This is a genomic window from Flavobacterium sp. AC267 (assembly GCF_979258715.1).
On record NZ_OZ409875.1, the window covers coordinates 134,768 to 156,317 of the forward strand.

Sequence of the window (21,550 nt, forward strand, 5' to 3'; positions counted from 1 at the left end):
TCGATGAATAACACTGTTTATGAACAAAAAAAGCAAGTTATCAACAATTTTTGCTAAAATTAAAGAAAACACTTGCACGCAACGGATTTCCTACTAAATTTGTGTATTAACAATTTTTTTTAACCAACAATTAATAACTAATTATTATGAACAAATCAGAATTAATCGATGCTATCGTCGCTGATGCAGGAATTACAAAAGCTGCGATGAAATTAGCTTTAGAGTCTTTTTTAGGTAATGTAGGAACTACTTTGAAAAAAGGTGGAAGAGTTTCATTAGTAGGTTTCGGATCATGGTCAGTATCTGCTAGAGTCGCTAGAGACGGTAGAAACCCTCAAACAGGAAAAACAATCAAAATCGCAGCCTAAGAATGTTGTAAAATTCAAAGCTGGAGCTGAATTAGAAGGTGCAGTGAACTAAGTAAGAAAGTTCTCTAAACTTATAATATAATCAAAACCTTCCTCATGGAAGGTTTTTTTATGCGGTTTAACGATTTTTTTTGTGATTTTAATTTTTTTATGATTAAATTTAATAAAAATTGTAACCGTATGATTTCAGAAAAATTAAAAAAAGGACACCTGCTTATTGCCGAGCCTTCAATAATTGGAGATTTATCATTTAACAGATCGGTAATTTTATTAGCAGACCATAACAAAGAAGGATCAATAGGTTTTATCATTAATAAGCCATTAAAATACACTATTAATGATTTAATTCCTGAGATTGAAGCCAATTTCAAGATATATAACGGAGGCCCTGTAGAACAAGACAACCTTTATTTCATTCACAACATTCCAGAATTAATCCCAAATAGTGTGGAGATTTCTAACGGGATTTATTGGGGAGGCGATTTTGAATCAACCAAGGACTTAATAAACGACGGATCTATTAATAAAAATAACATTCGTTTTTTCTTAGGTTATACCGGCTGGGACGAAAATCAGCTTGAAAGTGAGATGCAGGGAAACTCTTGGATTATTGCCGATAATAATTATAAAAATAAAATTATCGGAAAATCTACCACCCACTTTTGGAAAGAGCAGATCATTGAACTTGGAGGCGATTACCTTATATGGTCTAATGCACCAGAAAATCCATATCTGAATTAATTTTCAGAAATGGATTCATTCAATTTCTGCACTAATAAATGCGCCAGATTAGTTGTAAACTCCTTTTTTCGATATTTAGTTATCGGCTGTATTCCCATGATTACATTTGTCAGGAATAATTCATCTGCTTTTTGAAGATCAAAAGGTGAAATTATCTCCTCTGAAATTTCTATGCCTTCTATTTTCTTTGCTAATGCTAGAATTTGCTTGCGCATGATTCCGTTCAAGGCTCCTTCTGAAACCGGAGGTGTAACTAGTTTTTTTCCTGTTACCATGAAAATATTTCCCTGAAGTGCTTCTACTACATTTTTGCTGTCATTTAGCAAAATACAATTAGCAAGATCATTTTCATGAGCATAAATACTTCCTGTGATATGAATCATCTTATTAGTCGTTTTAAGAGACGATAATAATTGTTTTGTCACATAGAAATCTTTATATAAATCTACCTCATATTCGTTTGAATTTAAAGCATAAGAAGTATTTTCCAGAGCAGATGCTTTGATTAAAAATGAAATTTCGTTTGTTTTAGGAAGATACAATCCACCGTCATTTCTAAAAACGGTAATTCTAGCTCTAGCCGAAGAAGATGTCCCTTGTTCTTTTACTAAATTAAGGATTTGCTCTTCGAAATATTCCATTGTAAAATTCATCGGAATCATCATTCTAACTACTCGCATAGAAGCCATTAATCTAAAATAATGATCTTCAAGGAACAAAATTTTTCCGCTGACAATTTTTACTGTTTCAAAAACGCCGTCTCCATATAGAAAAGCGCGGTTCTGAGTTAATATATTACTATCTTCCTGCGCTATATTTCCGTTAAAATTAATCATAAAAAAACCCTGAATTTTGTTCAGGGCAAATATAAGGTATAAAATAGAATTTTACTAAACAGAGCCTATAAGATGTTTTAGATCTGAGATTTGATTCTCCCACAATTGTTTAGCTTCGCCTATTTCTTCTTTATCGGCAAAATCAACCACCATAAGCGATACATCTTTAGTTAATTCATCAACTAAAATATGAAGTTCGAAGAAGTATTCAGTATCCTTACTGCTATCATCTACCCATTTAAATTTTACTTTTTCTCCAGTTTTTTTTGAAGCCAAGCGTGCTTTTTCCTGCGAATCGTTCCAGATGAAAGTAAAAAATTCACCTCTTGAATTAACATTGTCAGCAAACCATTCTGATAAACCTGACGGAGTTGATATATATTGATACAATAATTGCGCACGAAGAATTGATCGGAAACTCGATTTCGTAACGTATTTTTGAATCCATGTGCTACTTTTAATTTTTTCGAAATATAAGAATATATGTCCAAAAACAATGCATAATTAAAAATATTTTTTTTTCTTCATTTTATACTTGTACGCTTTAATATTATTTCTATCTTTGCACCCGCAATCAGGAATAATGATAGCAGTCCAGGCGAGGTAGCTCAGTTGGTTAGAGCGCAGGATTCATAACCCTGAGGTCACGGGTTCAACTCCCGTCCTCGCTACCAGGTAAAAAAAACATCACTTCATAAAGTGATGTTTTTTTATTTATAATCCTTTGTAATTATACACTAAATTTGTGGTTTACATTTTATATAACTACTTTTAAAATAACATTTTACTAACTGCAATTGTAGACAATAATGGATATAGTTAAATTTAAAATCACATCAAAAACGATAAAAGTAGAAGTACGTAATTCGAATAATTATGTTTTTAATTTTAATACGGCTTTAGACATTGCTAAGGAAGACAAAGATGTTTTATTAAAACTGTATCATGCATTAGATCTTCTTTTAAGAAAGAAAATACTGGCGAGGTAAAAAACTATATTTCACCAAATCAAACTAATATTTTGGATCAAATCTCTGCGGTTGAAGATTCAGGCGAAGAAAAATAACTCAATTACTATTTAAAAAAGTGATAGCTTAAATAAAAAAAGCCACAAATTCGTTCATTTGAATTTGTGGCTTTTCCGTTTTATGCAATTCAACTTTTAATCAAATCGTTCTTTGTATTTTTTAAATAAAGTATTCATTACTAAAAGCACTACTCCTACGCCTAATAAAACTAATGCTCTAATTAAGAAATCGGCATTTGATAAATCAAAAAACATTAGTCTAATAACACAAATTCCTACTAAAGAAAGCGAGACATATCGGAAATACTTTTCTTTCAGAATAATTCCGAGTATCAGCAATCCTAAAGATTCTAAAATCCAGAAGAATGTTAAGATTCCTTTGTCGAATGAAAGAAATAGAAATAATCCAATACTGAAAGTCGCCGGGTAAATTATAATACTATTTTTAAAATTGAAGTCTTCAATATATTTATAAACGATAAAAATATACAGCGCTAATAAGGCAAATATGATAAGATACACAAATTCAAATTTAGCTTCGAAATAAGTAAAACTAACAAATGCTAAATGAAAATTAGCCAGCAAATAATAAACAATACTGATTTCTTTTTTGTCGCCAATTTTTTTATAGTAAAGCAATACATTTACGATCGCAGTTGTCGCCCAAAATACGGGTAGCCATTTATGTTCTAATTGTGAAAACATAACTATAGAAAGCCAAACATTTATGACAATCTGGTAATCTATTTTTAATGTTTTAATAAATTCCTTCCTCTTAATTAGAAAGACCAAAACGATCAATAAAACAATACTAGAAAGCTGTAACAGCCAATCTGATAACGTAAAATTGTTTAGTACCTTGATACTGTAAAAAACAGAAGTTAAAATTGATAAAAGCCCGATAACCAAAACCGATTCTGAAGCTAAGTTTATTTTTCTGTACAAAATCAAAACAAAATTTAAGATTCCCAAAAGCATAAATAGCGACGCGAGATAAACTATTTCGACTTGGATAAATAATAAAGCAATTATCCATAAGTTTTGAATAACAGGTAAAATTGTGCTAAACATTCTGCCTTCTTCTTTAGGACTTTTTATCTGCATATAACTATACGCAACAGACAATAAAATGCTTATTATTTGTATCACGTAAAGTGTTTTCTCACCGACATTGTGCTCTTCTAAAACAGCCAAATAAAGAGTTAGAATTACACTCCCAATTATTAGTGCAAAAGAGTAAATGTTGCAGCCGTTTAATTTTTTGAATTCTTTGAAAAATAAAAAAGACAATTAATGCTAAGCTTCCTAAATAAACAGGCATATAATCAATTTGGATACACGAAAAACCAAAAACTAGAGCATTAAAAAGAATAAATTCAGAATGCAGTGTATCAAAATTTCTCCACCCTGAAATAACTTCATTCGATTTATTTCTGATTTTATCAGCAAATAAAAAATAAATTTCGATAACAGAAAGTCCAACGGCGATTAATCCAATTTCCGGATTACTTAAAAATTGGGCATTGTATAAAAACGCAAAGCTTCCAAATATCGAAAAAGCAAGACAAAAAAGATAAAGCAGAATTTGGTTATCTGTAGTGAGTGTTTTTCTTTTAAATTGTATCCATAGAAATTCGTGATTTAGCAAAGCAATACCAAACCAGCCAAAAATCTGAGGGATATTATAAGAAGCTAAATATTTAAACGAAAGCGAAACCAATAAAGCATTTATACCAATAATTCCAATCGTTTTTATGATATTTTCATCTGTATAGAATAATTTCGTAAACCAGTTAAATGATATTACAGAAACAATTCCCAGAGCCAAAACCACATCTAAACTAGCTTTTGGCTGTAAAAGCATTAACAGTAATCCTGCGGCAATAGTTGTGTTTAAAAAAATGAACCTTCCTAAATCAAAAGTATTTGTTTTGAATTTGAAACGTAAAAAACACCACAATAAAGCAAGAAACACAAGAGGATAATATAAAGAAAATTCGATAGTATTATACCAGCTTATTAAAAATAAGATTGAAAACAGAACTGAAAAAATTCCGTTTAAACTCAAATCTTTCTTAACAATAAAAGAATCTATTTCTAAAAACTCTTTTTTGACAACGCAAAAAACAGGAACTGCTAATGTCATCACTGTAACAGTAATCAACGCAAAGACAAAAACATTTGTAATATGAGTCTGCTCTGGAGACGGCATAATGTGCAAAAGAAAAAATAAAAAGACAAACAAACCTAAAACATGATTGATTCCTAAAAATATTTTATGCAATAAAACCTCTCTGCTTTTATAAACGATAAATAAACAAGTAATGACTAAAAAGTACAATCCGCACGAAATAATATCAATACCAACTTTCCAGTCATTAAGCATAATGATACTTAAAGCGAAAAGTATAAACGAAACCATTCCGTCTAAATGATACAACCAAAAAATCTTTTTCTTTCTGGCAAAAAGAGCCGCTGAGAAGACAAAGAATTCCCGCCGCAAATAAGACAAATATTTTGATTTTGCTTCCAGTTGAATGTAAAATTAAACCTAAAGCAAATAAAATCCAGTTGGTAAGATGCGTCACAAAAGCTATTCGGTCAAAACGCGTATTGGTATAAATGCTTCTGTACTGCATGTACATACAACTTACAGAAACCAGAATAATACCTAATATCGCAAAAATATTTTGAGACGCAGTTAACGCATTTCTACCTTGTGTAAACCAAATATCAAATATGATAAAGGCAGAAATAACAATCATTAAATGATATTCCCATTTCTCTTTATAGGATAAAATGATTCCCGCCGCATGACCGTTAAAGACGCTAATAAAAATGTTATTAAGAGTTTCTCTGGAATTACACATAAAATTAAAATACTTAAAATGACATGAAGCGATAAAAAAGTCTGCTGTCTTATAATATATCCTACAGACAAATTGATTGCAATTCCAAGTCCGATGAGTGAATATGCCAGTGGAATATTATCTATAAAGGTGAGCGCTGGAATCTGCGAAGCACCAAAACATCCAAACAAAAATAAACTTGCTCCAGCACTGCGAAGCCAAAGTCCTGTTTTAAACCACTTTTCTTTTTCCTTCAAAAAGAAATAAGAACCGGCTAAAACTCCTGCATAAAGCCAAAGAATTAAAATTCGGAACATTGGGGAAACTTTCAATGCTGTATAAATGCTCAGATAACCAATTCCTAAAACCATTATTGCGGTTCCTAAAATTCCAGTCCAATTTTCGATAAACTGTTGTTCCAGTTTTTTTATTAAAATTGAAAAAGCACTTTCTACGAATATCTCTTCTTCATATTGAGGTTCTTTTGGTTCTTCAAATTGGTAAACTGTATCTGTTTCAGAATTTTCTACAGGTTCTGTAGTTTGTTTTTCTTCAGCAATTTGATTGGCATCGAAAACAGGAATAACTTGTGAATCAAAACTGAACACAGGTTTCTCTACAACTTCTTCATTAATTGTATTTTCATTTTGAAGAGTATCTTCAAAAGTATTAACTGGATCCGGAATAATTGGAGGAGAAACTTCTGCAACTGGATCAGAGATTATCGCCGCTTCATCAATTCTTGGAGGTAAAACGGCGGCAGTAAAATCAGGTTTTGTAATTTGCTTTTTAATTTCTTCTAATTCTTTTTTCAAATACTTATAATCGTCTTTGATATTTTGGTAAAGAGAGTCTAATAATTCGTTTTCTCTTTTTAATTTCGAAAAATTATTAAACAAAATAATAACGCATGCAATTAATATAATAAGAATAAAGTTCTCCATAGTTTAATTTTTGAGTCGGTAAATGTAAGAATTTACATTTAATTTTGCTTTTGCAAATTTGTTTCTAAAATAGAATACATTTTTGGAAGTTAGACCGCAAATTAAAATTACTTTTGAAATAAAATATTCAACATCAATTATCAAAACAAAAAACATCCGTTTTCTTGTAACATTTTCCAATAACAGCGTCAAAATATAAAATTAAATTACGGTTCTTTGTAACTTATTACATTCATCTTTTAAAATCAATCTTTTTTTGAATGCAATAAATGTTAAGACCAATGAGTTTTGATTAGTTAAAAACTAGTCGCGATATTTTCGTTATGGACAATAAAAAGTTTATTATAAGTTTAAAAAAAGGTAATGAAGCAACCTTCAAAGAGGTTTATTTCAATTACTATGATAAGCTGATAAACATTGCCAGAAGATTTAATCTCACCGTACTTACTCCAGAAGATTTTGTTCAGGAAAGCTTTTTGAGAGTTTACAATAAAAGAGAATTACTTAATGAAGATGTTTTGTTTGACAAGCAATTGTTTACAATCTGCAAAAACATTATTCTCAATCACGTCAATAGAGAAAATAAAATAGTGCGACTTGACACTTTTCAAGTTGATATCTTAGACGAAGAGGAATCTGATTCTGGAATTTTTGAAGAAAGACAAGAAAAACTTCAAAACTTCATTAATCAGCTTCCAGAGCAAGAACAAAAAATATTTACTTTACACAAACTGGAAAACCTTAGCTATAAGGAGATTGCAAAGCAATAACGGATCTTTCTGAAAAGACCATTGCCAATCATATTTATCTCGCCAGTAAATTTATTCGAAAAAAAATCGCAGATCATTAGGAACTTTTCTGTTCTCGTTTGTTATATATAAAAACAAGAACAAAAAATGCACATTGAAGCGTATAAAACAAATGTTAGAACTAAAAAAGATGCCAGCCTAATTGTGGTTCTTTTGCAGTTCATTATTTCTGATTGTATTATATATTTTGATTTCAAAAATCGCGAAAGAATTCTAAGAATCGAAACCAACAGAGACATTAAGGAAATGGTTTATGGTGTTTTTAGTAAACAAGGATTTTATTGCCAGAAACTCTAACACCAAAAAAAAATGGACAAGGAAAATTTAGACGAAGAGTTTAAAAAGCTTTGGAACGAAACTCCAGCTTCACATTCAGAAAGCATAAAAGAAGCTTCTTGGGAAGAATTCCAAGCAAAAGCTTTTACCAATAAGAAGAAGAAATTTAAACCTTGGCGCTATTATGCAGCGACGATTCTGTTTTACTTTTTGTTCTTATCGGAACTAGGATTTATTTTAACAACGAACCGCTGGCTGAAAAAGCTGTTATCGCCGGAAACGTGATTGAAAATACGACTACTAAAATAAAATATGTTGTTTTACCCGATAATTCAAAAGTAGAATTGAGTCCGAATTCTAAAATTTCTTATGGGAAAGATTTTGCCTTAAACAGAAAAATTGAAATGGAAGGTCAGGCTTATTTTAAAGTTAAAAAAGACAAACAGCATCCTTTTCAGGTTTTTTGTAATGAAACCACTACGACAGTTTTAGGAACTTCTTTTATTGTAAAAGAATCTGAAAAAGAAGATGTAACAGTTGAACTTTATGAAGGATGTGTTCAAATGAATGTAAAAGGCCAAAATCAAAAATGGATTCTAAAACCTGGTGAGAAATTTACTTATGGAAACCAAACTGCTTCAGTTGCCGAATTCAGCCGATTTATAGATTTTGACAATGAAAAATTAACAGCTGTCGGTATTTATATGGAAGATAATTATGGTTATAAAGTGATTATTCCACAAGAATATTCAAACCAAAAAATCACAATTAGAATCAATAAAAAAGAAGATTTAAAAACAATTGTACAATTAATAGCAGAAATGTATAACCTAAACTTTGAAATAAATGAAGATCTAAAACAGATTACTTTTCAATAGGAAGAAAAAGGATGTAAGCCGTGAAACTACACATCCTCCTTATAATCAGGATAACACGAAGTTATTCCATTTAATAATATTCAAAAATACAAAATTTCATGAAGCATATAATTTCAGCATGCTTTTTTTTATTCAGTTTATGTATGTCTGCTCAGAGCGTTACAGTAACTGTAGATCAAAATGTTACCTTAAAAGAATTCTTCAAGCAAATTGAAAATCAATCGGATTTCAAATTTGCTTTTACAGATCAAATTGATACCAGCAAAAAATATTTTAATCAAAAGAGCACTTTTAAGCAGACCGAAATCAAGAGTCTTATTAATGAATTAAACAAGATTTCCTCTGTACAATTTTCGATAGCAGGAAATAATATTTTTGTAAAACAGAAAGCTCAAACTCAGAAAGCGACTAAAAAAAAAGCAGGCTAAAAGGTCAAATCCTTGATGAGGAAAGACAGCCTGTTATTGGTGCCAATATTTTTATTCAAGAATTGGGAACCAGTGCCATAACAGATGAAAATGGAAAATACAGCATCGAAATTCCAAACGGAAGTTATACTGTTTCCATTAGCTACATCGGATTTAAAAATGAAGAAAAACGTATCACCGTAAATGATGATCTTACGCTTAATTTCAAAATAGAATCGGACAGCCAGCAGTTGGGAGAAGTTATTGTGATGAACAATAAAGCGGTTGATATCAAAACGACTCAAATGAGCGTGAACCGACTTTCGATGCAGGAAATAAAGAAAATCCCAGTTGCAATGGGAGAACCGGATCCTTTAAAATCTATTTTGACATTGCCTGGAGTTACCAATGCTGGAGAAGCTTCATCGGGTTTTAATGTCCGAGGCGGTGCGACCGATCAGAATTTGATTCTTTTAGACGGCGCTCCTGTTTATGCAGATTCGCATATGTTTGGATTTTTCTCCATTTTTAATGCAGATATTGTAAACGGTTTAGATTTATATAAAGGCGGTATTCCGTCTAAATTTGGAGGACGTGTTTCATCTGTTCTGGATGTAACACAGCAGACTGGAGATTTCGAAGAATATAAAGTAAATGGAGGAATCGGAATTATTTCGAGCCGCCTTTTGGTTCAAGGACCGATCCAAAAAGAGAAAAGTTCGTTCATCCTTTCCGGACGTGCTTCGTATGCGCATTTGTTCATGAAACTGGCAGACAATAAAAACTCTGCCATGTTTTATGATTTGAATGCTAAATTCAATTATCGCTTCAACCCAAATAATACTCTTTCTTTTTCTGGTTATTTAGGAAATGATTTATTTGATATTAATGAACGTTTTTCGAGCACATACGGAAGTACAATGGGAATTTTAAGCTGGAAACATAAATTTTCTGACAACTTAAATTCTAATTTATCTGCTTTTTACAGCGATTACAGATTCAATTTGGGACTTTCTACAGAAAATTTCGAATGGGACAGCAAGATCAGTAGTTACGGACTTAAGTATGCTTGGAATTATCAAACTTCAGAAAAATTTAAAATCAATTACGGAATTGATGGCTTGTATTATAATTTTAATCCTGGCGTTGTACAGCCAACAAGTAGTGATTCTCAGTTTAATTACAAACAGCTGGATAAAAAATTTGCGTTAGAAACTTCTGCTTATATTGATTTTGAAAATCAAATTACAGAGAAATTGAATTTCCGTTACGGACTTCGTTACAGTTCGTTTTACCGTTTAGGCGGAGAAGAAATCAGTACTTACGAAAATGGTCAGGCAGTGGTATACAATCCGTTATATAAAATTTATGAAGAAGGAATTCCAACGGGAACCATAAATTATAAAAAAGGACAAGCCATAAGTACTTTCAATAATTTTGAACCAAGAGCCGCTTTATCTTATTCATTTAATGATGATACTTCTATAAAGGCAAGTTATAACAGAATGGCGCAGTACATTCATATTTTATCAAATACACAGTCTCCCCTGCCTATGAGTATCTGGACGCCAAGCGGACCTTTTACTAAACCGCAAACTTTTGGATCAATATGCGATGGGTTATTTTAAAAATTTCAGAGACGGTGATTATTCTTTTGAAGGAGAATTATTTTATAAAAAAGTTCAAAACCGTATTGACTATATTGACGGTGCCGATGTTTTGGCCAACAATAATATCGAACAGGTTATTTTAAATGGTAAAGCCAGATCTTATGGATTGGAATTATTGTTTAGAAAAAATACTGGAAATTTTACGGGATGGGTTTCTTATACCTTATCTAGAGCAGAACAAAAAACAGCTGGAAGAACTGCTGAAGAACCAGGAATTGCTAATGGCGACTGGTATTTATCTGGATATGATAAATTGCATAATTTAAGCATTGTAGGAAGTTACGAATTGAATCCGAAATGGTCTTTTAATGGTAATTTTACTTTACAGTCGGGTCAGCCGGTAACGTATGCTAATGGATATTATGAATTTGGAGGAATCAATGTTCCTAACTATTCTTTAAGAAACGAAAACAGACTGCCTCTTTTCCACCATTTGGATGTTGCCGCAACTTACACTCCAAAACCAGACAAAAAGAAAGGATGGCAAAGCTATTGGGTATTCAGCCTTTATAATGTTTACAACAGAAAAAATGTCGCTTCTATGAGTTTTACCACTAATGATGATACGGGAGCTAATGAAACGAGAAGACTTTCTATTTTCGGAATTGTACCTGGAGTTTCTTATAATTTTAAATTTTAATGCTATGAATAAATTGAAAAAATATAGAATAATGAATAAAGCATTGGCATTACTAACTCTTTTGCTGGCATTGTCTTTTACTTCTTGTGAAGATGTTGTAAATCTTGATTTGGAAACTGGCGAAACAAGATTAGTAATTGATGCGGAAATTATCTGGAAAAAAAGGAACTACGGGAAACGAACAAACTATAAAAATCAGTAAAACTGCTCCTTATTATAACGAGACAACGCCAAAAGTTTCGGGCGCGCAGGTGCGTGTTGAAAATAGCAATGGTGACGTTTTTACTTTTACAGAAACGGAACCGGGAGTTTATAAATGCAACAATTTTGTTCCAGTAATCGATATGGACTATAAATTATTTGTTGAAGCCGAGGGACAAAGTTTTACAGTCGCAGAAAAATTGACTTCTGTAACTCCAATTACTAAAGTGGAACAAGCCCTCGTTCCCGATTTTGGCGGAGAAGATATAATCGAACTTACTTTTTATTATACAGATCCTGCAGATCAAGTGAATTTTTATTTAACAGATTATCAAAGTGAATTTCTAATTTTTCCTGAATATGAAAACACAAATGATGAATTTTATAATGGAAATGAAATTAGTACAAGATTTTCTGATGAAGATATGAAGGCGGGAAATACTGTAAAAATTACACATAGAGGTGTTTCTAAAAACTTTTTCAATTACATGAAATTAATTTTAGAAGCTTCAAGCTCCAATCCTTTTTCTGTTCCTCCTGGAAATATCAGAGGAAATATCATCAATAATAACAACGTAAATAATTACGCAATGGGTTACTTTAGACTTTGCGAAGCGGATCAGGTTGATTATTTGGTGAAGTAATTTTTTATAAAACAGAGCTTTTCATTTTTTATACCCAATCATCATTCCGTAGGAATGTTTCATCGATAGAAAAAAAATAACAACCAAATAAAGAATAAAGTACGTTCCGCAGGAACGTCTGATCGGATTTAAAAAAATCATAGCAAAACGAAACGTTCCTACGGAACGTAAAATAATGATGATTATCTAATTTTTCTACCGATGAGATGTTCCTACGGAACATATTAAAAAACCCTCAAAAATCAGTTTTTGATTTTGAGGGTTTTTTCACTTTATTTAACTACTAATTTATTTAAACTACTAACTTATTTATATTCCTCTTCTTTCTCCGCATACCAACCCTTCATCACATAAAAAGCTTTCTTTTTAATTCCTTGATCTGAAATTAAACCTTTGCGATTAAAGAAATCCTGAATATTTGGCAATTGTCTTCTCGGCGATCTAAAGTCTACTAAAATCCAAGGAGAAACTCCCGCTAAACCTTCGATACGATTAAACATCTGCGTGTTTTGAATGTATAATTCTTCCTGATATTCTTCGTTCCAGCGTTCTTTTTTGTCGCCGTGCAAACCTTGTAATGCTTCGCCGCCAAACTCGCTCACAATAACAGGTTTGTTATACGGAATCACCCATTTCATGTCTTTACAAGATTCATTCGTTCCTCGGTACCAGCCTAAATATTGGTTGAAACTTACAATATCTACATATTCATTCATATTATCATGAAGTGTATTGACATTATTGGCACTCGAAGTCACTTCCATCGCCATACTGATTAAACGGGAATTGTCTTGTGTACGCGCGTATTTTGCCAGTTTACTTAAGAAAATATCTCTGTCGTCTCCATGCGGTGTTTCATTTGCAATGGACCAAATAACGATTCCACAGCGGTTTTTATCTCTGTAAATCATATCGTGCAATTGACGTTCGGCATTGGCGTAAGTATCTGGATTTGTCCACGAAATAGTCCAATAAACAGGAACTTCGGACCAAATCATTAATCCCATTTTTTCGGCTCGTTTTACCATGTTTTCGTTATGCGGATAATGTGCCAGACGAACATAATTACAACCCAATTCTTTTGCCCAAGTTAATAGAGTAACTGCATCTTCCTCCGACCAAGCTCTGCCAGATCTGAAAGGCGCTTCCTCGTGAATGCTGATACCGCGCAAAAAGACTTTTTTTCCGTTTAACAGAATTTCTTTACCTTTTGTTTCAATAGTTCTAAAACCAATTTTATCTGCAATATTTTCATCTGCTTTGCTTACCATTACGTCGTATAATTTTGGTTTTTCAGGTGTCCATAAAACGGGATTGGCCTTAATCTCAAAATAGGCTATTCCTTTTGCATCAGTTGTAATATTCTTTTTGATTTTTAATTCTGAAATTGCGATTGAAAGGGTTTGATTTGCCGTTTCGCTGTTCAACTTTACCCAGCCAGAAATTTTTCCTTTTTCTTTTTTATCCAATTGAACCAGATAATCTTCGATATAAGTATTTGGAACTTGAGCCAAAGTCACGTCTCTTGTGATTCCGCCGTAGTTCCACCAATCCATATTTACGGTTGGCACATTATCTTTATGGCGTTTGTTGTCGACTTTTACTACAACAAAATTATTTCCATCGACCAATAAATCGGTTACATCAAAATTGAACGGTGTATAACCGCCAACATGAGTTCCTGCCAATTTTCCGTTTACATATACTTTTGCATCGTAATTGACTGCTCCAAAATGAAGAATCCCTTTACTTTGAGAATTCTTTTTATAATTGAAGTCTTTTTGAAACCAAACTGTTCCTTCATAAAAAAACAATCTTTGATCTTTAGAATTCCAATCAGACGGAATATCAATAACGGCTGAGGTTGCGAAATTATATTCACTCAGTTCTGTTGTGTTGAATTTTTTATTTTCGAAAAAGCCATTGTCTTTAAAAGGCTCTAAACGATAATTATAATATCCGTTTTCGAGAGGATCTACAATATATCTCCATTTTCCGTTTAACGTAATATTGTTTCGAGATGAAATATTGGATAGTAAAGGAATTTCCTGCGCCATTGTTTTTCCAAAAAACAGAAAAGTACAGCACAACATGACAATTTTCTTCATAATAAAATCATTTTGGTTTCAATAGTTAATGAGTCTCTCTTCAAAAAATGAAAACTATAAAGTTAAAAAGTTTCTTTAAAGCTGTATTAAATCAAACTCATTCATTTCTTTAAAACACCCCATCAAATACTTATCAGTTTAGCATTTATAGGATTTTATATTTTTAAAATCAGTTTTTTTTGATCTGCGAAATATTTGGCAATTAAGAACGACTGAATTTTATTTGCAAAATGGATTGAGAATTGATTCTACATTTAAGGATAATTTTGACCTAAAAATAGGAGACTCTATTTCAAAAAAATCAAATACTACTATTTTTAGTGTTTACAGGAAAGAAAATGGAAAAGATCTATTTTATAAAAAATATACTATCTATTAAAGCAAACATATCTTGAATTTAAAAATAAAAAAAAGCCATTTCAACTAAGAAATGGCTTCTGATTCTTTTATCAATCCTAAAATTTTACCGTAAGCAATAGTCGCTTTATGAACCTGAACCGTCCAATCTTCTGCGGCGTTATCATCGGCACCGTCAGAAATATATTTAAGACATAAAAATGGTATGTTTTCTTTCATGGCGATCATGGCTAAAGCATAGGCTTCCATATCGACAACATTATAAGCATCAGAACAATGTCCCATTTCGAAATTGTCGCCGGTTCCGCAGATTCCTTCATTCAAATTATCCATTAACAAACCGTATTCCAGAATTGGAGGTAAATTCGACAACGGCGTTTCATATTGTGCAAAACCCAAACCGCGCACATCCATATCGCGCCGCACAAATTTGGTACAGCAGATTACTTCGCCTTTTTGAAAGCAACTGCTTCCCGCCGATCCTAGATTCACAATTATCGAAGGTCTTTTCTTTTGGATTGCCTTTGACAATTCATAAGTCGCATTTACTTTTCCGATTCCTGTAATTAAAGTATTGTGACTTTTAAAAACTTCTGCCGCTTCTGATTCCAATGCAAATGAGAATAATATATCTTCAAGAGCAAACGACTGCTTTTCATTAATCTGTATCATGGGTAATTGTAATTTTCAGTCCACAAAAATACGGTTAAATAATTATGTAAAGAAGTATCTGCATAAATTCCAAAAAGCAAGTTAAATTCTGTTTTCTATGCTAGATTTTGTTTCAGAAAAAATACTTTTGCTAAAATCAAAAAACAAAGAAATTTCAATCCTTAAAAATCAGAAAGCGCAACTGTATGGATAATGAAAAATTTATTTTCTGCCTAGAAGGTGTTCCAGATATAGACGATCTTACTCCAACACATGTGGTAAAATGTCTGGAAGAATTGGCTATTGACCAAGGAATTGCCAGTATCCATAAAACTTGTGATACTATTGAAGGCTTAGAAGAAAGTTTGAATATTTTACTTTACGAAGATCATAATTTCAAAGACTACGAAATCATTTATCTGGCAATGCCAGGACAGGAAAATAATATCTGTCTTCATAATTATTATTACAGCTTAGAAGAAATCGCTGAACTTTTTGAAGGTAAAATGAAAGGTAAAATTATTCATTTTGCTAATCTTAAAGTTTTAGATTTAACTGAAGATGAAGCACAGTATTTTCTTGACATAACGGGTGCAAGAGCTATTTCTGGTTATGGTTCTACTTATAATAAAATTGCCAGTCGCAGTACGATTGACAAAGCGTTCTTTAGTTTGTATCAGGAAAACGACAATTTGATTGAAGTGGTTGAAGATCTTTATATGAAACATTACAATTTGTGTAAACTGCTTGATTTCAGATTATATTATTAAGGATGAAAACAAAAGGCACGGAAAAAATAAAAACCTACGGACCAACAGGATTTCGGGAGAAATTTCTAGGAGAAGACAATCCTATTCATTTGCTTTTCAAATCAAATTCTGATCATTTTTTCTGCCTTGAAATTGAAGAAGTAATGCAGATACAACATCCTGTTCCTCCTTCTAAACATTCCTGTCATACCTTAATTTTTATTTCTTCAGGCCAGCATGTCATGAAATTGGGTTATCAGGAATATACAACCACCAATAATGAAATTATCATGGTTCCTGCCGGACAGATTTTCTCACTCGACAATGTAAACAGTATACATAAAGGCTATATCTGCCAATTTCATCCTGATATTTTAATTAGAAAATACGGAAGCCGCGAATTACTGAATGATTTTGATTTTTTGAAAATTTCTGGAAATCCTAAAATTACGCTGACACCTCAAGATATAAGTGCAATTACCAATATTTTAGAACGATTAAAAAAGGAGTATTCCGAAACAGCATTTACTGATTTGAATATTGTTCAGTCGTATCTGATTACTTTATTTTATGAAATGAACAAAAATGCTGTAAAATCTACTAAAGGCATTTCGGTCGCTGAGGTTATAACAGGAAAATTTAAGGAGCTTATTCATGATCAAATAAAGACACAGCATCAAGTTAATTATTATGCTTCGTCGCTTAATGTAACGCCTAATCATTTGAATAAATGCGTAAAATCGGTAACTGGAAAATCTGCTGTAAAATGGATTGACGAAAACATATTACTAGAAGCTAAATATCTGCTGTTTCAAACTACACTTTCTGTAGGTGAAATCGCAATACGAATAGGTTTTGAAGACCAATCTTACTTTAGTCGTTTTTTTAAGAAAGCAGAAGGAATTTCACCAATTCGATACCGAAAAATGATTGATAAGTCCTAATTATTGATTATAGAATCCTAACAAAACGCACTACTTTTTCAGAAATTTGCCTGTTCAAAATTATGCAAATTATGATTTATGTATTTAAAACTTCTGTTGACAGCGTTTCAAAATTTGAGTCGGTCGCTGTTCTCCTTCATGAATTACTGCCAGATGTGTTGTGGAATTTTGATCTTGAAGACTGCGATAATATTTTAAGAATTGACAGTGAATTAGATATTCCAAATCTAATTCAAAATAATGGCATTTTTGACTGCGTCGAATTAGAATAAAATTACTTCAACATTTTTCACCAAATTATATGGAAACCAAATTATATCAAAATCGCACATTTGATACTGTAGATTATTCTGAACAACGCTTATCGGATACCGAATTTGTCAACTGCGAATTCATCAATTGTAATTTCTCAAAAAGCGATTTGAGTCATAACGACTTTTTAGATTCGACTTTTAAAAATTGTAATCTTTCTCTAGCCGTTCTTAAAAATACAGGACTAAAAAATATAAAATTTATTGGCTGTAAATTAATGGGTTTAGATTTCAGCGCGAGTAACAGCTTTTTGTTTTCGATGAATTTTCAGGATTGTATTTTAGACTATTCTACTTTCATTTATAAAAAACTAAAGAAAACCAATTTTATAGATTGTTCTCTAAAAGAAGCTGATTTTTCTAACACCGATTTATCTCTGGCTGTTTTTAAAAACTGTGATCTCTCTAATGCCACTTTCGTGGAATGTATTTTGGAAAAAACAGATTTTAGGACTTCCACAAATTATGCTTTTGATCCTTCAGATAACAAAATAAAAGGAACAAAAGTTTCACACACCGCACTAGCAGGTTTATTGCAAAAATTTGATTTAGCTATTGAGTAGTTTTTAGTCGCAGTTTTCAGTTTTCAGTTTTCAGTCACAGTCGCAGTCGCAGTCGCAGTCGCGACTGAAAACTGAGACTGAAAACTGAAAACTGAAAACCGAGACTAAAACAAAAAAGCGGCATACAATTTTACTTGCATACCGCTTTTCCTATTTATTAACCATGAAATTTTATTTAATCCAACGCGGATCTCCTACTCTATTATCAATCATAGTTTGATTTTTAACAGTAAAATCTCCAGTCGCGACATTTACAAATTGTGGATTTGCAGTAGTTGCAGACGCATCAATTTTATTATTTGGAATAGTGGCATCAATAAAACTTGTCGCCTCGTAATAGTAATTTTTATTAAATGTTGGCAAAGTAGTCCCTGCCTGATTTGTATAAATTCCAGTCGTAGAAACAATTAATGTATTTCTTACCGTTGATGTGTTTGATCCAAAACGTAAATACAAAATTCTTTTTGGTGCTCGCTGTATTCGATACTTTATACAATGTACAACTGTCAATTAATACATTTGTAGCTAAGCCTGTTCCTGAAAATCCTCCATTTGCAGGTAAAACAGCATCTACCCTAACAAAATCACGTCCAATTGAGCAAGTATCGAATGTACTGTTTTTTACAACTATACTTGATACATATGTATTTCTGAAATCTATGAAATCTGCCTGTGCATTGCTATTTACGTTTTTAACAATAGTATTATCTACCGTAAATGAATTCAATTTTGAAAGTGAAGCATTTGCATACATTAAAGCACGTAAGTAGTCATGAATATAACAACCGCTAATTAAGACATCTCCATAAGTTGTACTTGCACCAGAAATTGTAATAAAATTACTGTCGCCAACGCCAGAGCCTTCAATGTCTAAATCAACTAAAGACAGATTTGCTGTTCCTGCATTTACAGTGAATTTCACATGTAATTTTGGCTTATCACCTGGACGCAATCCACGAAGTGTAATTGTTTTATTCAAAATAATTTCACCTTTAAATACTTGATAATCTCCCGGCATTAATACTAAAACAGCACCAGCTGCCGCTTCAGTAATTTTTGCATTTAAATCATCTTCAGGCTTAACTAAAATTCCTGTTCCGATGTCGATTCCTGTTTTAAAAGTTCTTTCTCCTCTTTTCTTCGTTCCGTTAAACAAAGAAGCGGTATAATCTGTTTCTCCCACAAGTCCTGTAACCAAAGCTACTCCAGCAGTTTTTTCTGCAGGCGTAACTGCATGAATTATGTTTCCTGGATTAACAACAATTTGTGTTACATTGCTGTTTGGAGCCCATCTTAAAGTAACTTGTTTTGCTTCAATATCAGCATCTTGAACAACATTCATCAATTGTTCAGATAAAGTAGTAGCAGTAGTTATAGACCATTTCGAATCTTCTAACCCTACAGAACTTACTGATTTTACTCTGATAGAATAAACTGTTTCTCCTTCAAGCGGTACTTGTACAGGTAATTCTGTTGGAGCAACATTTACTGTTTTATAAATCGTCTTAAATTCTGGATCATCTGCACTAAACTCTACTACATAATGATCTGCATCTTCATCTGCTTTAACAGTCCAATTTAATTCGACCGTTGTTTGATTTCTAATTGTTGCTTTAAGACCAATTGGAGAAAATTCTCTGCTTACGTCTAAAGTTTCTATTACTGGCTCATTAAACGTCTCGCGACTAGAAAAAGCAAGCATGAGCATTAATGAAGCAATTAATCCTTTTGTTATATATTTTGTTTTCATAATTATACTTTATTAATTTTCAGCGAGTTGTTAGTAAGAATAATCATTAGTTAATTTTCCGTTGCTTCCATCAATAAACACCTGCCAGATTGGCCAAAATTGTCTATTATCTGGATTAACTCCTGGTTTATACAAAGTATTTATTTTAGTATCTGTTGCAAGCACCTGTCCATGTCCATGCAAATTGCGTATAATCTGCACCCGGGCTTGTTGTTTCACCACGATTAAGACCATAAATATCTAAACTTACATTATCTGCTTTATATTTATAGTACAAAGCGACTGGAACATCAGCATATCGTCCTGTACGATCAGCTAAATTTTTCATATTTACTTTAGCTTCATCCAATTTTGCTTTTAATAAATTCCAACGGATAAGCGCTTGTTTACGCTCCATTTCACCAGTAAATTCAAATTTATTTTCTTCCACCAAAGCATTAAGCATAGATTCTTTACTCGTCAAAGCGTCTACATAGTTCTCAACTTTCACCGCCTGAACTGCTCGCTGGAAAAGCTCTTCTTCTTATTTCTTTTAAGTACGGAGTCACGCCGAAGGACCTTCTAATTCATTTGCCGCTTCAGCCGCAATTAAAAGAACTTCTGCATATCTCATATAAATTTTATTTACACCATCGTCATTTGTAGAAGTTACAAAACGAGTCATCCATTCGTAACGGTATTTTCCGAAATACCAAGTATTCAAAGCTCCTAATTCTTGTTTTGCAACATTATTTACAGCTGTACCATATTTGTAAGGAACACAAGTTACATCTCTTCTAGTATCTGCCTGATCGTAATCATAAAATACTGTTGGAAGCGGTCCTGCAGTTCCACCGCGATCTCGCTCCATTTGCATGGAATTGGTCGTTTGTTGTATGACGAACAGCAAAAGTAAATAACATACGTCCTCTACCATCTGCAAAAGGAAGTTCCCAAAGAGATTCTCCACCAGCCGTGATATATTCCTGATTGTATTTTTTCCAGAAAGTTTCAAATGAAGGTTCTAAATGTGCAGATCCGCTTGCGATAACAGAACGAGATTCTGCTAAAGCTAATGCATACATATTTCCAACAGACAATTCAGGATCAGTACTTCTTCTTATTCCGTCAGGATATTGCTGGAAACCGCTGGTCGCCATTGCCAAACGAGCACGAAATCCTTTTACAAAAGCTTTGTTAATTCTCTCAACATTGCTTGTTGCCGCAGTTTCACCAGGCCAAGGCACCAATGTCGTCGCTTCTCCTAAATCTGCAATAATCTGTTTGTAAACTATATCTCTACTAGATTTTTCGATATAAAGAGTTGCATTACTTACTGGTTCAAATCTTGCAGGAACATCTCCCCAAGTTTTTAATAGATCAGCATAATAAATTGCTCTTAATGTTAAAGCCTCACCTAGTAAATATCCTAATTGTGATCCTGGAGTTGGATTCCCATAAGTTCTTAAACCACGAATACAAACATTAGCACGTTCAATACCTGAGTACATCATTGCCCAAGCATTGTTTGTTGTATTCATTTGAGAATTATTCGGCTTTGCATCATAAGTACACAAATCAGAAGCATCACTTACAGTCTGTGAAGAGTTATACCATTCTGTATCCGTATTTAATCCGTAGAACGGAAGAAAACGACCTCTATAAGAATTTGTTTCTGCAAAAGGAACTTTAATTCCGTCAATTGCTCCTTCTGCCAATCCAGGGCTTGAAAAAATAACTGATTCGTCTAATGTCGATTGCGCTGGAGCGTCTAAGTAATCATCTGAGCAAGAAGAAAAAAGACTTGCTACAAACATTCCTGCTATTAATATTTTATGTTTCATCTTG

Annotated in this window: 28 protein-coding genes, 1 tRNA gene and 2 pseudogenes; 17 read left to right on the forward strand and 14 right to left on the reverse strand. The window is 32.5% G+C overall.

The window, feature by feature from the left end:
- The first annotated feature begins 146 nt into the window (after positions 1–146).
- Both ACZZ95_RS00710 and ACZZ95_RS00715 read left to right on the forward strand, forming a co-directional pair.
- A pseudogene (locus ACZZ95_RS00710) lies at positions 147–420 on the forward strand (HU family DNA-binding protein).
- Between the two features lie 128 nt (positions 421–548).
- Positions 549–1,109, forward strand: coding sequence for a YqgE/AlgH family protein (locus ACZZ95_RS00715; protein ID WP_095952431.1), 561 nt, complete (start codon positions 549–551; stop codon positions 1,107–1,109).
- On the opposite strand, the gene ACZZ95_RS00720 is transcribed toward ACZZ95_RS00715, so the two are convergent.
- A complete protein-coding gene (locus ACZZ95_RS00720) occupies positions 1,106–1,945 on the reverse strand; it encodes an aminotransferase class IV (protein WP_463467643.1) in 840 nt (279 codons plus the stop codon). The genes ACZZ95_RS00715 and ACZZ95_RS00720 overlap by 4 nt on opposite strands.
- Before the next feature lie 54 nt (positions 1,946–1,999).
- Positions 2,000–2,393 (reverse strand): annotated as a pseudogene (locus ACZZ95_RS00725) (START-like domain-containing protein).
- 149 nt (positions 2,394–2,542) lie between these two features.
- On the opposite strand from ACZZ95_RS00725, the gene ACZZ95_RS00730 reads away from it, so the two are divergent.
- Positions 2,543–2,619, forward strand: a tRNA-Met gene (locus tag ACZZ95_RS00730).
- Positions 2,620–2,754: 135 nt separating this feature from the next.
- The gene (locus tag ACZZ95_RS00735) at positions 2,755–2,934 is read left to right on the forward strand and encodes a hypothetical protein (RefSeq protein ID WP_463467644.1); all 180 of its coding nucleotides are present in this window, start codon (positions 2,755–2,757) and stop codon (positions 2,932–2,934) included.
- Positions 2,935–3,107: 173 nt separating this feature from the next.
- Here the strand turns inward: ACZZ95_RS00735 and ACZZ95_RS00740 are convergent, their stop codons facing one another.
- Genes ACZZ95_RS00740 through ACZZ95_RS00755 form a run of 4 tightly spaced genes read right to left on the reverse strand, consistent with a single transcriptional unit; the run spans position 3,108 to position 6,765 of the window.
- Positions 3,108–4,121: a DUF2339 domain-containing protein gene (locus ACZZ95_RS00740; protein WP_463467645.1), complete on the reverse strand. Its 1,014-nt coding sequence runs from the start codon at positions 4,119–4,121 to the stop codon at positions 3,108–3,110.
- Positions 4,122–4,134: 13 nt separating this feature from the next.
- Positions 4,135–5,412: a hypothetical protein gene (locus ACZZ95_RS00745; RefSeq protein ID WP_463467646.1), complete on the reverse strand. Its 1,278-nt coding sequence runs from the start codon at positions 5,410–5,412 to the stop codon at positions 4,135–4,137.
- Positions 5,351–5,737, reverse strand: a complete 387-nt coding sequence (locus ACZZ95_RS00750) for a hypothetical protein (protein WP_463467647.1) — start codon at positions 5,735–5,737, stop codon at positions 5,351–5,353. Before ACZZ95_RS00750 ends, ACZZ95_RS00745 begins: the two co-directional genes overlap by 62 nt.
- Positions 5,737–6,765 carry a hypothetical protein gene (locus ACZZ95_RS00755; protein ID WP_463467648.1) on the reverse strand — a complete coding sequence of 343 codons (1,029 nt, stop codon included), beginning with the start codon at positions 6,763–6,765 and terminating at the stop codon, positions 5,737–5,739. Before ACZZ95_RS00755 ends, ACZZ95_RS00750 begins: the two co-directional genes overlap by 1 nt.
- 323 nt (positions 6,766–7,088) lie before the next feature.
- Here ACZZ95_RS00755 and ACZZ95_RS00760 point away from each other — a divergent pair, with 323 nt between their 5' ends.
- From ACZZ95_RS00760 to ACZZ95_RS00800, 9 genes are all read left to right on the forward strand, one after another.
- Complete coding sequence (locus tag ACZZ95_RS00760; protein WP_463467649.1) at positions 7,089–7,535, forward strand: RNA polymerase sigma factor; 447 nt, start codon at positions 7,089–7,091, stop codon at positions 7,533–7,535.
- 126 nt (positions 7,536–7,661) lie between these two features.
- A complete protein-coding gene (locus ACZZ95_RS00765) occupies positions 7,662–7,871 on the forward strand; it encodes a hypothetical protein (RefSeq protein ID WP_463467650.1) in 210 nt (69 codons plus the stop codon).
- A 12-nt stretch (positions 7,872–7,883) separates the two neighbouring features.
- Positions 7,884–8,135, forward strand: a complete 252-nt coding sequence (locus tag ACZZ95_RS00770; RefSeq protein WP_463467651.1) for a hypothetical protein — start codon at positions 7,884–7,886, stop codon at positions 8,133–8,135.
- Positions 8,132–8,728, forward strand: coding sequence for a FecR family protein (locus ACZZ95_RS00775; RefSeq protein WP_463467652.1), 597 nt, complete (start codon positions 8,132–8,134; stop codon positions 8,726–8,728). Before ACZZ95_RS00770 ends, ACZZ95_RS00775 begins: the two co-directional genes overlap by 4 nt.
- Before the next feature lie 143 nt (positions 8,729–8,871).
- The gene (locus ACZZ95_RS00780) at positions 8,872–9,156 is read left to right on the forward strand and encodes a hypothetical protein (RefSeq protein ID WP_463467653.1); all 285 of its coding nucleotides are present in this window, start codon (positions 8,872–8,874) and stop codon (positions 9,154–9,156) included.
- Positions 9,157–9,209: 53 nt separating this feature from the next.
- The gene (locus ACZZ95_RS00785) at positions 9,210–10,763 is read left to right on the forward strand and encodes a TonB-dependent receptor (protein WP_463471603.1); all 1,554 of its coding nucleotides are present in this window, start codon (positions 9,210–9,212) and stop codon (positions 10,761–10,763) included.
- The gene (locus ACZZ95_RS00790; RefSeq protein WP_463467654.1) at positions 10,735–11,445 is read left to right on the forward strand and encodes a hypothetical protein; all 711 of its coding nucleotides are present in this window, start codon (positions 10,735–10,737) and stop codon (positions 11,443–11,445) included. Before ACZZ95_RS00785 ends, ACZZ95_RS00790 begins: the two co-directional genes overlap by 29 nt.
- A gap of 4 nt (positions 11,446–11,449) precedes the next feature.
- On the forward strand, positions 11,450–11,647 hold the full coding sequence (locus ACZZ95_RS00795) for a hypothetical protein (RefSeq protein WP_463467655.1): 198 nt from the start codon (positions 11,450–11,452) through the stop codon (positions 11,645–11,647).
- On the forward strand, positions 11,586–12,290 hold the full coding sequence (locus ACZZ95_RS00800; RefSeq protein ID WP_463467656.1) for a DUF4249 family protein: 705 nt from the start codon (positions 11,586–11,588) through the stop codon (positions 12,288–12,290). The genes ACZZ95_RS00795 and ACZZ95_RS00800 overlap by 62 nt, the downstream gene beginning before the upstream one ends.
- A 305-nt stretch (positions 12,291–12,595) precedes the next feature.
- On the opposite strand, the gene ACZZ95_RS00805 is transcribed toward ACZZ95_RS00800, so the two are convergent.
- Both ACZZ95_RS00805 and ACZZ95_RS00810 read right to left on the reverse strand, forming a co-directional pair.
- The gene (locus ACZZ95_RS00805) at positions 12,596–14,398 is read right to left on the reverse strand and encodes a glycoside hydrolase family 2 protein (protein ID WP_463467657.1); all 1,803 of its coding nucleotides are present in this window, start codon (positions 14,396–14,398) and stop codon (positions 12,596–12,598) included.
- A gap of 423 nt (positions 14,399–14,821) precedes the next feature.
- Positions 14,822–15,427, reverse strand: coding sequence for a 5'-methylthioadenosine/S-adenosylhomocysteine nucleosidase family protein (locus ACZZ95_RS00810; protein WP_463467658.1), 606 nt, complete (start codon positions 15,425–15,427; stop codon positions 14,822–14,824).
- A gap of 185 nt (positions 15,428–15,612) precedes the next feature.
- On the opposite strand from ACZZ95_RS00810, the gene ACZZ95_RS00815 reads away from it, so the two are divergent.
- From ACZZ95_RS00815 to ACZZ95_RS00830, 4 genes are all read left to right on the forward strand, one after another.
- A complete protein-coding gene (locus ACZZ95_RS00815) occupies positions 15,613–16,176 on the forward strand; it encodes a DUF6642 family protein (protein ID WP_463467659.1) in 564 nt (187 codons plus the stop codon).
- 2 nt (positions 16,177–16,178) lie between these two features.
- A complete protein-coding gene (locus ACZZ95_RS00820) occupies positions 16,179–17,099 on the forward strand; it encodes a helix-turn-helix domain-containing protein (RefSeq protein ID WP_463467660.1) in 921 nt (306 codons plus the stop codon).
- 71 nt (positions 17,100–17,170) lie between these two features.
- The gene (locus tag ACZZ95_RS00825; protein WP_463467661.1) at positions 17,171–17,371 is read left to right on the forward strand and encodes a hypothetical protein; all 201 of its coding nucleotides are present in this window, start codon (positions 17,171–17,173) and stop codon (positions 17,369–17,371) included.
- A 29-nt stretch (positions 17,372–17,400) separates the two neighbouring features.
- Complete coding sequence (locus ACZZ95_RS00830; RefSeq protein WP_463467662.1) at positions 17,401–17,973, forward strand: pentapeptide repeat-containing protein; 573 nt, start codon at positions 17,401–17,403, stop codon at positions 17,971–17,973.
- Positions 17,974–18,144: 171 nt separating this feature from the next.
- On the opposite strand, the gene ACZZ95_RS00835 is transcribed toward ACZZ95_RS00830, so the two are convergent.
- The 6 genes from ACZZ95_RS00835 to ACZZ95_RS00860 are packed head-to-tail and all read right to left on the reverse strand — an operon-like array spanning position 18,145 to position 21,546.
- The gene (locus tag ACZZ95_RS00835) at positions 18,145–18,429 is read right to left on the reverse strand and encodes a DUF5123 domain-containing protein (protein WP_463467663.1); all 285 of its coding nucleotides are present in this window, start codon (positions 18,427–18,429) and stop codon (positions 18,145–18,147) included.
- On the reverse strand, positions 18,323–19,723 hold the full coding sequence (locus tag ACZZ95_RS00840) for a DUF4957 domain-containing protein (RefSeq protein WP_463467664.1): 1,401 nt from the start codon (positions 19,721–19,723) through the stop codon (positions 18,323–18,325). The genes ACZZ95_RS00835 and ACZZ95_RS00840 overlap by 107 nt, the downstream gene beginning before the upstream one ends.
- A gap of 30 nt (positions 19,724–19,753) precedes the next feature.
- Positions 19,754–19,888 (reverse strand): hypothetical protein, encoded by a 135-nt coding sequence (locus tag ACZZ95_RS00845; protein ID WP_463467665.1) that lies wholly within the window; start codon positions 19,886–19,888, stop codon positions 19,754–19,756.
- On the reverse strand, positions 19,869–20,213 hold the full coding sequence (locus ACZZ95_RS00850) for a hypothetical protein (protein ID WP_463467666.1): 345 nt from the start codon (positions 20,211–20,213) through the stop codon (positions 19,869–19,871). The genes ACZZ95_RS00845 and ACZZ95_RS00850 overlap by 20 nt, the downstream gene beginning before the upstream one ends.
- Positions 20,214–20,267: 54 nt before the next feature.
- Positions 20,268–20,573: a RagB/SusD family nutrient uptake outer membrane protein gene (locus ACZZ95_RS00855; RefSeq protein WP_463467667.1), complete on the reverse strand. Its 306-nt coding sequence runs from the start codon at positions 20,571–20,573 to the stop codon at positions 20,268–20,270.
- On the reverse strand, positions 20,521–21,546 hold the full coding sequence (locus ACZZ95_RS00860) for a RagB/SusD family nutrient uptake outer membrane protein (RefSeq protein WP_463467668.1): 1,026 nt from the start codon (positions 21,544–21,546) through the stop codon (positions 20,521–20,523). Before ACZZ95_RS00860 ends, ACZZ95_RS00855 begins: the two co-directional genes overlap by 53 nt.
- Between the last annotated feature and the right edge of the window lie 4 nt (positions 21,547–21,550).